Below are 11,003 nucleotides of genomic sequence, written 5' to 3'. Positions count from 1 at the left end.
CGGCCCCGAACGCCCTCCGGGGACAGGCGTCCTGGACCCGGGCCGCCCTACTGCCCCACGCGACCCGGCCGGAGCACCTTGCTGAACAGGACCGTCCCGCCTTCAGCCCGGAGCCGGACCGTCAACTCCCCGCTGCCTCCGTCGATGTCGACCTCCCCGAAGTACTGCGGGGACTCCATCGGCGACAGGTTCGCCCGCTCCGGCGCCCGTACGAAGACCCGCTCCGGCCCGAAGGTGGAGTCCAGCGCGTTGGCCGGGAAGCCGCCCGCGGCCAGCGGACCCGAGACGAACTCCCAGAACGGCGCGAAGTCCTGGAAGGCGGCGCGCTCCGGGGCGTAGTGCTGTGCGGAGGTGTAGTGCACGTCCGCGGTCAGCCACAGCGTGCCGGTGATCCGGCGGTGCTTGATGAACCGCAGCAGCTCCGCGATCTGCAGCTCCCGGCCGAGCGGCGCGCCCGGATCGCCCTGGGCGATCGCCTCGATGTTCGCCGAACCGTCGGGGACGACGAGGCCCAGCGGCATGTCGGCGGCGAGCACCTTCCACACCGCCCGGGAGCGGTTCAGCTCCCGCTTGAGCCAGGCGAGCTGCTCCGCGCCGAGGATGCCCGTCGTGTCGTCAGCCTGCCGGCCGGGGGAGTTGGCGTTGCGGTACGAGCGCATGTCCAGGACGAAGACGTCCAGCAGCGGGCCGTACCGCACCACCCGGTGCATCCGGCCCTTGGCGCCGCCACCGCGCGCGTGGAGCGTGGAGACCGGGAAGTACTCGGCGAACGCCCGTGAGGCGCGGGCCGCGAGCACGTCCACGTCCTTCTCGGTGTAGCGGGCGTCGTCCAGGATCTGGCCGGGATACCAGTTGTTGCGGACCTCGTGGTCGTCCCATTGCACGATCGACGGCACCTGCGCGTTGAAGGCGCGCACGTTGTGGTCGAGCAGGTTGTAGCGGAAGTTGCCGCGGTACTCGTCCAGGGTCTCGGCGACCTTCGCCTTCTCCGGCGTCGTGACGTTCCGCCAGATCCGGCCGTCGGGCAGCGTCACGCTCGGCTGGAGCGGGCCGTCGGCGTAGATGGTGTCGCCGCTGCACAGGAAGAAGTCCGGGTTCAGCCGGCGCATCTCCTCGTACGCCCGGAAGCCGCCGATGTCCGGGTTGATGCCCCAGCCCTGCCCGGCGATGTCGCCCGACCAGAGGAAACGCACCCCGTCGCGCCGCCGTGCCGGGGCCGTACGGAACGTGCCGACGACCGGTTCGCCGGTTCGGCGCGGGTCGTCCGGGTCCGCGAGGGTGACCCGGTAGTGGATCTGCTCGCCCGCGGGCAGCCCGCGCAGCGCCGTCGTCCCGGTGAAGTCGCTGCCCGTCCCCAGCAGGGGTCCGACATGGCGGTGCGTACGGCGGAACGACTCGCTCGACGACGTCTCCACGATCATCCGGGCGGGCCGGTCCGAACGGACCCAGACCAGCCCCGAGGAGGCGGTCACATCACCCGTCTGCACCCCCCAGGCGGCCCGCGGCCGTCCCGAGAGCGCCAGCGCCGGTGCGGCGGCCGCGGCGCCGCCGAGGGTGAGCGCCGCCGACGCGGCGAGCGAGCCGCGCAGCACGCTGCGGCGGGCGGGGGACGGGCCTTCGGGGACGGAGCTGGACATCGAAGCGCCTCCAAGTGCGGTACGGAGCGGGTGCGTTGTGCCGCCCCATGCCTAACGGCCAGGAGCGGCGCGGACACGAACCCGGGGTGAACACCCCGGAGTCACCCCCCGTTCGGGCCAGGTCCCCCCTCAGCCGGCCCTGACCCGGGGGCCGCGCCGCACGCCTCCGCCGCGAGGCGCACCCCACGCCCGATCTGGGACGGCGTCAGATGGGCGTAGCCGAGCACCAGCCGGACCGCGCCGTCCCTCGGCCGCGCCGTACCGAACTCCTCCAGGGGGCGCAGAGCCACCCCCGCTTCCGCCGCACGCGCCACGAAGCGCGCCGTGGGGCCGTAACGCCGCGGCACGCGCGCGATGATGTGCAGACCGGCCGCGATGCCACTCACCGAGGTGCCGGGGAAGGATTCCGTGAGCGCCGCCACCAGGACGTCCCGCCGCTCCCGGTAGGCCCGCTGGCAGCGGCGCAGCTGCCGGTCGTACGCCCCGCGCGTCACGAACTCGGCCAGCAGCGCCTGGTCCAGGGCCGGATTCCCGAGGTCCATCGTCCGCTTGCGCTCCACGACCTCGGCGAGCAGCTCCCGCGGTACGAGCATCCAGCCGAGCCGCAGCCCGGGGGCCAGGGACTTGCTCACCGACCCGGCGTAGACGACCCGCTCCGGATCGAGGCCCTGGAGCGCGCCGACCGGGGCCCGGTCGTAGCGGAAATCGCCGTCGTAGTCGTCCTCCAGGACGTACCCGTCCACCGTCCGCGCCCAGTCGAGCAGTGCGGCCCGGCGCGCCGCCGAGTACGCGATCCCGGTCGGGAACTGGTGGGAGGGGGTCGCCACCACCGCCCGTACCCCCGACGCCTTGAGCGGACCGGGCAGCAGCCCCTCCTCGTCCACGGGCAGCCACGTGGTGTCCAGGCCGGTGGAGGCGAACAGCCGTCCGTGCTCGGGGCTGCCGGGGTCCTCGATCCCGACGGTCCGCATGCCCCGTGCCCGCAGCACGAAGCCGAGCAGCGTCGACGCCTGGGCGACCCCCGAGCACACCACGAGGCGTTCCGGATCGGCCACCGCCCCGCGCCGCCGTGCGAGCAGCCCCGCGAGCGCCGTCCGCAGCTCCGGCAGCCCGCGCGGGTCCGGGTAGCCGAGCGTCCGGTGGGGCAGCGAGGACAGCACCGATCGCTGGGCCGACGCCCAGGCCGCGCGTGGGAAGAGCGCGAGGTCGGGCGTACCGGGGCGGAAGTCGACCTGTACGCCGGACGGGGGCGGCGCCGCGTCGCGTACCGCGCGGTCCGTGGCCGCCCGCACCGCCTCTCCGACCCAGGTGCCCGAACCGCGGTCGCTGCGCAGATACCCCTCGGCGGTCAGCTGCTCGTACGCCTCCGTCACCAGGCCGCGCGAGACCCCGAGGTCGGCGGCCAGTTCACGGCTGGACGGCAGCCGGGTCCCGGCCGTCAGCCGCCCCGTGCGAACGCCTTCCCGCAGTGCCTCCTGAAGCGCCCGGCCGCGCCGCCTGGCCGGTGCGGCGGCCGCCGGGAGCAGCAGCTCCCAGGCCGGTGTGGGTTGCATGCGCGGGCCCCTCCCTGGTCACTCCGCTCGGCACAGCGCGGTGGAGAGTACCTTCATCGCGGCCGTCGCCGCCTCGCCCGGCCCCTACTTCCCCTCAGGGTGACCCTGACGTGCGGAAAGGGCGAAGTGGTCCCTGAAACCGTGAGGAAAGTGGCCCTTAAACCGGACCGGCCTGCTTCCTAGCGTCGGAGGCATGAACGCGAACTCCCTGCGAGGCGCCCTCCTCGTGACCGTCGCCTATGCCCTCGTAGGCGCCTCCTTCACCGCCAACAGCCTTCTCGGCGACTATCCGTACGCGGGCGGCCAGGCCCTGCGCTACGGCGCCGCCTGTCTTCTCCTGCTACCCCTGCTCGGCCCCGGCGGGCTCGAGGCGCTGCGGGGGCTCGGGGTCCGCGGATGGACCCGGCTCGCCGTGCTCGCCGCCGTCGGCATGGTCGGCTTCAACCTGGCGATCCTCGCCGCTGAACGCACGGCCGAACCGGCCGTCCCCGGCGTCCTCGTCGGCTGCGCCCCGATCGTCGTGGCCGTGGTCGTCCCCCTCCTGGAGGGGCGCAGGCCCAGCCGGCCGGTCCTCTACGGCGCACTCCTGGTGGCCGCCGGGGCCTTCACCGTCCAGGGCTGGGGCCGCACCGACCTGGCGGGCCTCTCCTACTCCGTAGGAGCACTGGCGGGCGAGGTCGGGTTCACGGTCCTCGCCGTACCGGTGCTCCGTCCGCTGGGGCCGAAGCTCCTGACGGCCGTCGTCTGCGGGATCGCCGCCGTCGAGTCGGCGCTGCTCGGCCTCGCGGTGGACGGCGGCGCGTTCCTGCGGATGCCGACGGCCGTGGAGTCGGGCGCCCTGGTGTGGCAGGCCGTGCTGGCCACGGTCGTCGGGTTCGTCCTGTTCTACATGGGCGTCCAGCGGATCGGCATGGAGCGCGCCACCCTCTTCACCGGCGCGATCCCGGTCGCCGCGGCCGTGACCGCGGCGCTCGTGGCGACCGGCGGGTTCGGCCTGCCGCAGGCCGCGGGCGGCCTCCTCGTCGGCGCCGGAGCGGCCATCGGTACCGGGCTCTTCACCCGCCGTGAGCCGTCAGCGGCTGCCGTCCAGGATCACCCGGGCGACGAGAGCCGGGTCGTCGCTCATCGGAACGTGCCCGCAGCCGGGCAGCCGGACGAGCCGCGCCCCGGGCACGGTCTGCTTGGCACGGACGCCCTGACGGCGCAGCAGCAGCCGGTCGCGGGTGCCCCAGGCCACGGTCACGGGCACCGCGGTGATGTCGTCTCCGAACATCACCGTCCGGCCGGCCTCCAGGGTCTCTCGGAATCCGGTGGCCTCCCGCAGCGCGAGCGTCTCGGCGACCACCGCCTCGGGTGAACGGCGCCCCGGGCGTGCGTAGATGGTGCTCGTCAGCGCCGTCCGCCCGGCGGCGCTGCGCGACAGCCGCTCGATCAGAGGCACCGGCATCGTCAGCGCGGCCGCACGCATCGCGCGCAGCGTCCCGAAGGCGTAGCGCCGTTCGCTCTCCGACCAGAACCCGGCCGGGGAGAGCGCGGTGACCGACCGTACGAGCTTCTCCCGGCCGAGCTCCAGGGCGAGCAGACCGCCCAGGGAGTTGCCCGCCACGTGCGGCCGTTCGAGACCGAGAGCCTCGCAGAAGGCGCCCAGGACCGGAACGACCGTCGACAGGTCGTACGCGCAGCCGTCCGGCAGCGCGGGCGAGGTGCCGAAGCCCGGCAGGTCCACGGCCACGACGTCCCGCTCGGTGGCCAGGATGTCGAGCACCGGCTCCCACGCCTGCCAGTGGTGGCCGATGCCGTGCAGCAAGAGGAGCGGCTCACCGGCGCCCCTGCGTTCGTACGTCACGGAGACCGTGCCTGGACCCGCCGGGGTCTGGACCGTGAACGAGATCTGTGCGGACATACGTCTGCTCCTTGACTTAGACACCCTGTCAGCAAGAATTACCGCTCAGTAGATACGAGTTCAAGGGCGCGGACGGAACTGGACAGAGCGCGACGCGTCGGCTGGGATGGGGGAGTGGTGACCGACACGCTGACCGACGTCTTCCAGGAACACCGGCCGATGCTCGTCGGCGTGGCCTACCGCATGCTCGGCCGCGTCGCCGACGCCGAGGACGTGGTCCAGGAGGCCTGGCTGCGCTGGTCCTCCGCGGACCGGGACGACGTCCGCGAACCGCGCGCCTATCTCGTACGGATCACCACCCGGCTTGCCCTCGACCGGCTCCGCCAGGTCCAGGCGCGCCGCGAGTCCTACGTCGGGCCCTGGCTGCCCGAACCCGTCGTCACGGACTTCGGGCCGTCCGTCCCCGACACCGCCGAGCGCGCCATGCTCGCCGACTCCGTCTCCCTCGCGGTCCTCGTCGTCCTCGAATCCCTCTCGCCGCTGGAGCGCGCGGTCTTCGTGCTCCGCGAGGCGTTCGGCTTCCCGTACGGGGAGATCGCCACCGCGCTCGACCGCTCCGAGGCCGCCGTCCGCCAGCTCGCCGGCCGCGCCCGCCGTCATGTCGACGAGGGCAGGCCCCGCTACGACGTCGACCCGGCCGAACGCCGTGACCTCACCGAGCGTTTCCTCGCCGCGGCGGCAGGCGGCGACCTGGAACAGCTCCTCGCCCTCCTCGCGCCGGACGCGCGGCTCGTCGGCGACAGCGGCGGCAAGGCGAAGGCACCCCTCCGGGTCATCGACAGCGCGGACAAGGTCGGCCGCTTCCTCATCGCCGTCGCCCAGGGCGCCGAGGCGGCCTTCGAGTTCCGCTTCCTGGAGGTCAACGGCGCGCCCGGACTGCTGGCCCTCGCCGACGGCAAGCCCGACTCGGTCTTCCAGATCGAGGTGCGCGACGGGCGCGTCCAGTGCGTCTACATCGTGCGCAATCCCGAGAAGCTGCACGCCGTCGACCCCGGCTGACCTGCGCCGGTGCCGTGAGGCGCCCTACCGCCTGCCCCTGTGCCCCGCCTTCTCTCCGGAGGCGGGGCACTTTGCTGCGCATGGCACACAACGGTGCGAACGTCCTGTGAACGATCTACGTCAGAGGGCCGCAATCGAGGGCATCCGGGTCACGATTGGTCTTGACCAAGTAGGTGCGCCGCCTTATGGTCGCAGAGTTAGTGCAGGAACCTTTAATAAACAAGGGCGCGGAAAACCGCCGCGGGACACGGCGAATTGCGGAGGATCAGGGTGGGGACCACGCAGCTGGAATCGGCTCCGGAGCCGAAGTACTGGCACCTCAAGACCGTGATCGGCGAGGCACTCGACTCCGACTTCGCCGTCGGCGAGATCCTGCCCAACGAGCGTGATCTGGCCGCGCGTTTCGGCGTCGCCCGGGCCACGCTCCGCCAGGCACTGGAGCAGCTGGAGCTGGAGGGGCGCCTGCAGCGCCGCCGCGGTGTCGGTACGACCGTCGCGCCGCCGCGCATGGGCGTCGACGTCTCCACGACGCAGCACGTCTGGCCCGGTGTCGGCGAAGAGACCTGGCAGTCCGTGGACTCCGGCCGCGACACCGCCCCCGCGGCCGTCGCCCGGCTCCTGGACCTCGCCCCCGACGAGCAGGTGCACATCGTGCGCCGGCTGCGCGTCACGCACGGCCAGCCGGTCGCGGCCGAGCTCCTGTACGTGCCGTCCTCCTCGGTCCCCGACCTGACCGCGATCGACACCCCGGCCGGCCCCGCCCGCGCCCGTGGCGTCCTGCGCGAACTCCAGCGCCTCGCCCTGGACGGGCAGGACCGCGCCGTCGAGCTCGGCTCGGCCCGCGCCGACGACGCCAAGGAACTGGACCGCCTCCCGGGCGCCCCGGTCCTCGTCGTCACGACCCGCTACCTCTCCGAGGGCCGCACCGCCGCGGTCTCGGTGGCCACCTACCGCGCCGACACCTGCCGCCTGACCTTCGGCGACTCGGGCGACCTGGTGATGGCGTCCTGACGGGGACCCCGACGAAACCTTCGTAACCGGCCCGAGCCCGGGAGGGACCGCCACGGCGGCCCACCCGGGCTCACCGCTGTCACCGTCGTCACCGCTGTCACCGCCATCGCGCGCCCGCACGGTGGCCGGCCGTACCGCCCTCCGCCACCGGCACCCCCGCCCACCCCTCAGCGGCGGGCCGTCACCGTGCCCTCCACCGCGAAGAGCTGCTCCTCCACGTGGTCCAGGGCCAGCCGCAGCGCGCCCGTGCCCACCGCCGCCTCGCCCAGCATCGACAGGACCACGCGGGGCGGCCGCAGGCAGAACCGGGCCAGCTCGTCGCGGAGGGGCTGCAGGACACCGTCCAGGCCCGCGGCCCAGCCGCCGATCACGACCAGCTCCGGGTCCAGCGCGAGGACCAGCGCCGCCACGTCGTGGACCAGGCGCTGCGTGAAGCGCTCCACCGCCGCCTCCGCGCGGGCGTCGCCCCCGCGGGCCAGCGTGAAGACCTCGGCCACCGCCTGCTCGTCCAGCGGATGGAGCGGCTCGTCCGTGGTGGAGAGCAGGTGCTCGGGCGTGACACCCCGGCCCAGCAGATGCAGCGCGCCGATCTCGCCCGCCGCCCCGCCGTACCCCCGGTGCAGACGCCCGCCGATCAGCGAACCCGCACCCGGGCTCAGCCCGGCCAGGACGAAGACGATGTCGTCGGAGTCGGTCGCCGCACCCTTCCAGTGCTCCGCGACCGCCGCCGCGTTGGCGTCGTTCTCCACCAGCACAGGGCACTTGAACGAACGCCGCAGCCGCTCCCCGAGCGCCAGGCCCGTCCAGCCGGGCAGCGCCGTACCGAGCCGTACCGTGCCGTCCGCCTCGACGATCCCGGGCGTGCCGACGCCGACCGCCCGCAGGTTCGACCGCGCGACCCCGGCCCTGCGCAGCACGTCCGCCACGACCGTACGGACCCGCTCCAGGCGCTCGTCCTCCGGAGCCGTCTCCGAGACGTCACGGGACCCCGCGCCGATGATCCGGCCGTCCAGGCCCGAGAGCAGCGCGGCGACCCGGTGCGGGCCGATCTCGATGCCCAGCAGATGCCCGGCCTCCGCCCGGAAGCGGAACCTCCGGGCAGGTCGGCCCTGCCGCCTCGCCTCGCCCTCCTCGGGCGCCGACTCGACGACCAGACCTCCGACGATGAGCCCCTCGACGACGCCCTCGACGGTCGGCCGGGACAGCCCGGTGATCCGCGTCAGGTCCGTGAGCGTGAGCGCGTCGGCGCCCCGCAGAGCATGGAGTACCACCGCGGAATTGATCCGCCGCAGCAGCGACGGATCCCCGCCGGTCAGCCGCCCCACCGTGTGTCCTCCCAGCTCGTGCGCATGTCTGCCGGATGTTACTCAATGGACAGAGGTGCGGCGAGGTCCGCCCGTACCCCACTGTGGCGAACCGGGCTCCTGACGGAGCATCGGCTGTCAGAGCCTGCCGGTTTACTGAACACATGACGCTCGCCCAGCATCTCGCCGCCCTCGATCTGCTGCGCGCCCGCGCGTTCCCCGAAGAGGGCTACCACCTCACGGAGTTAGCCGTCGAGGAGCCGACCGAGGAGCAGGCGGAGGCGGAACGGGAAGCCCTCGCCCTGCTCCTGGAAACCCGCTGGGGTCCGCCCCGGCTCGTCAGCCTCCACTCCCTGGTCGCCCGAGCCGGAGCGGGAGAGGAGATACCGGAGCCCTGGGGGTTCATCTGCGCCTCCGTGCCCGACATCCAGCTCTGGCGGGTGGACGCCCACTGGGTCGTGCTCGGACTCACGCGCCGTGGCGCGGACGGCCACGGACTCCTCGCCTGCGTCACGGGTGTGGATCCGCCGTGACGTCGGGCCGCCGGTCCGGCACCCCCGCCGCCTCGCGCAGTCGCGCGAACTCCTCCGCCATCGCCCCCACCGTCCAGTGCGCGTTCAGCCCGCTCGGATTGGGCAGCACCCAGATCCGGGTCTCCCCGATCGTCCGCTCCTGCTCGCCGACGACAGCGCGCTTCTCGCCGAACGCCGTCCGGTACGCCGTGATGCCGACCACCGCCAGCAGGCGCGGACGCAGCCGCTCCACCCGCTCGGTCAGCAGCCGGCCGCCCTCCCGGAACTCCTCGGCGCTCAGCTCGTCGGCCCGCGCGGTCGCCCGCGCCACCACGTTCGTGATGCCGAGACCGTACGCGAGCAGCTCCTCCTGCTCCGACGGCTTCAGCAGACGGGGCGTGAACCCGGACCGGGCGAGCACGGGCCAGAATCGGTTGCCGGGGCGGGCGAAGTGGTGGCCCGTCGCCGCCGACATCAGACCCGGGTTGATCCCGCAGAAGAGGACCGAAAGGCCGCCCGCCACCACATCGGGGATGACGCGGTCGCGAGCGGCCTCCAGCTCCTGCGGGGTGAACCTCGTCAGAGGATCGACCCGGGGGTGTACGCGGCGGCCTCCGGGTGCTGCTTGACGATCTCCTCGATACGGGAGACGACGGCGGCGACCTGGTCGGCGGCGGCACCGGTGAACGACAGCTTGTCCGCCATCAGGGCGTCGAGCTGCGCGCGGTCCAGCGGGATCCGCTCGTCGGCGGCCAGCTTGTCGAGGAGCTCGTTGCGCTCGGCACCCTGCTCGCGCATGGCGAGGGCGGAGGCGACGGCGTTCTCCTTGATGGCCTCGTGGGCGAGCTCACGGCCGACACCGGCGCGGACGGCGCCCATGAGGACCTTGGTGGTCGCCAGGAACGGCAGGTACCGGTCGAGCTCGCGCGCGACGACCGCCGGGAACGCGCCGAACTCGTCGAGCACGGTCAGGAAGGTCTCGAGCAGGCCGTCCAGGGCGAAGAAGGCGTCCGGCAGGGCGACCCGGCGGACCACCGAGCACGACACGTCGCCCTCGTTCCACTGGTCGCCCGCCAGCTCACCGGTCATCGAGGCATAGCCGCGCAGGATGACCATGAGGCCGTTGACGCGCTCGCAGGAGCGGGTGTTCATCTTGTGCGGCATCGCGGACGAGCCGACCTGGCCGGGCTTGAAGCCCTCGGTCACCAGCTCGTGACCGGCCATCAGACGGATCGTCTTGGCGATGGAGGACGGCGCGGCGGCCAGCTGCACCAGGCCGGTGACGACGTCGTAGTCGAGCGAGCGCGGGTAGACCTGGCCGACGGAGGTGAACGCGTGCGCGAAGCCGAGGTGACCGGCGATGCGCTGCTCCAGGTCGGCGAGCTTGGCCGCGTCGCCGCCGAGGAGGTCCAGCATGTCCTGCGCGGTGCCGACCGGGCCCTTGATGCCCCGCAGCGGGTAGCGGGCGATCAGCTCCTCCAGGCGGCCGAAGGCGACGAGCAGCTCGTCGGCGGCCGTGGCGAAGCGCTTGCCGAGGGTGGTGGCCTGGGCGGCGACGTTGTGGGAGCGGCCGGCCATGACGAGCTCGGCGTACTCGCCGGACAGCTTGCCGAGCCGCGCGAGGACGGCGACCGTGCGGTCCCGCATCAGCTCCAGCGAGAGCCGGATCTGCAGCTGCTCGACGTTCTCGGTGAGGTCGCGCGACGTCATGCCCTTGTGGACGTGCTCGTGTCCGGCGAGGGCGTTGAACTCCTCGATCCGGGCCTTCACGTCGTGCCGGGTGACCTTCTCGCGCTCGGCGATGGAGCCGAGGTCGACCTGATCGAGCACGCGCTCGTAGTCGGCGAGGGCGGCGTCCGGAACCTCGATCCCGAGGTCCTTCTGAGCACGCAGCACGGCGAGCCACAGCTGACGCTCCAGCCTCACCTTCTGCTCGGGGGACCAGAGGACGGCGAGCTCCGCGGAGGCGTAGCGGCCGGCCAGGACGTTGGGGATACGGGGCTTCGCAGTCACAGCAGTCACGTGGACAGATTCTACTGGCGGTTTCTGCAGGCCAGCGCCACGGCCAGGTTTGTCTCTTGCTA

9 protein-coding genes and 1 pseudogene are annotated in these 11,003 nt (G+C 73.1%); 4 read left to right on the top strand and 6 right to left on the bottom strand.

What is annotated here, in order from left to right:
* Positions 1-47: 47 nt before the first annotated feature.
* Positions 48-1,637 (bottom strand): alkaline phosphatase D family protein, encoded by a 1,590-nt coding sequence (locus ACFY8U_RS31670; protein ID WP_389575656.1) that lies wholly within the window; start codon positions 1,635-1,637, stop codon positions 48-50.
* Between the two features lie 101 nt (positions 1,638-1,738).
* Positions 1,739-3,190, bottom strand: a complete 1,452-nt coding sequence (locus ACFY8U_RS31665) for a PLP-dependent aminotransferase family protein (protein ID WP_389575655.1) — start codon at positions 3,188-3,190, stop codon at positions 1,739-1,741.
* 193 nt (positions 3,191-3,383) lie between these two features.
* On the opposite strand from ACFY8U_RS31665, the pseudogene ACFY8U_RS31660 reads away from it, so the two are divergent.
* Positions 3,384-4,169: pseudogene (locus tag ACFY8U_RS31660) on the top strand (EamA family transporter); the annotation flags it as partial.
* Positions 4,170-4,262: 93 nt separating this feature from the next.
* Here the strand turns inward: ACFY8U_RS31660 and ACFY8U_RS31655 are convergent.
* Positions 4,263-5,093, bottom strand: a complete 831-nt coding sequence (locus ACFY8U_RS31655; protein WP_389575654.1) for an alpha/beta fold hydrolase — start codon at positions 5,091-5,093, stop codon at positions 4,263-4,265.
* A gap of 114 nt (positions 5,094-5,207) precedes the next feature.
* On the opposite strand from ACFY8U_RS31655, the gene ACFY8U_RS31650 reads away from it, so the two are divergent.
* On the top strand, positions 5,208-6,092 hold the full coding sequence (locus tag ACFY8U_RS31650) for an RNA polymerase sigma-70 factor (RefSeq protein WP_389575653.1): 885 nt from the start codon (positions 5,208-5,210) through the stop codon (positions 6,090-6,092).
* 270 nt (positions 6,093-6,362) lie between these two features.
* Positions 6,363-7,103: a GntR family transcriptional regulator gene (locus tag ACFY8U_RS31645; RefSeq protein ID WP_389575652.1), complete on the top strand. Its 741-nt coding sequence runs from the start codon at positions 6,363-6,365 to the stop codon at positions 7,101-7,103.
* A 167-nt stretch (positions 7,104-7,270) separates the two neighbouring features.
* Here the strand turns inward: ACFY8U_RS31645 and ACFY8U_RS31640 are convergent, their stop codons facing one another.
* Positions 7,271-8,428, bottom strand: a complete 1,158-nt coding sequence (locus ACFY8U_RS31640; RefSeq protein ID WP_361649490.1) for an ROK family transcriptional regulator — start codon at positions 8,426-8,428, stop codon at positions 7,271-7,273.
* A 143-nt stretch (positions 8,429-8,571) separates the two neighbouring features.
* Here ACFY8U_RS31640 and ACFY8U_RS31635 point away from each other — a divergent pair, with 143 nt between their 5' ends.
* Entirely contained in the window at positions 8,572-8,940 is a 369-nt protein-coding gene (locus ACFY8U_RS31635; protein ID WP_389575651.1) for a hypothetical protein, read from the top strand.
* On the opposite strand, the gene mug is transcribed toward ACFY8U_RS31635, so the two are convergent.
* Positions 8,918-9,502 (bottom strand): G/U mismatch-specific DNA glycosylase, encoded by a 585-nt coding sequence (gene mug, locus ACFY8U_RS31630; RefSeq protein ID WP_361438096.1) that lies wholly within the window; start codon positions 9,500-9,502, stop codon positions 8,918-8,920. The two genes, ACFY8U_RS31635 and mug, sit on opposite strands and share 23 nt — an antisense overlap.
* On the bottom strand, positions 9,499-10,941 hold the full coding sequence (gene purB, locus ACFY8U_RS31625; protein WP_361597545.1) for an adenylosuccinate lyase: 1,443 nt from the start codon (positions 10,939-10,941) through the stop codon (positions 9,499-9,501). The genes mug and purB overlap by 4 nt, the downstream gene beginning before the upstream one ends.
* Between the last annotated feature and the right edge of the window lie 62 nt (positions 10,942-11,003).

Origin of the sequence: Streptomyces sp. NPDC012508, from assembly GCF_042902595.1 — a bacterium.
Lineage (GTDB): Bacteria > Actinomycetota > Actinomycetes > Streptomycetales > Streptomycetaceae > Streptomyces.
Note: the sequence above shows the minus strand (reverse complement) of the source record. Positions and strands in the feature narration are given on the sequence as shown.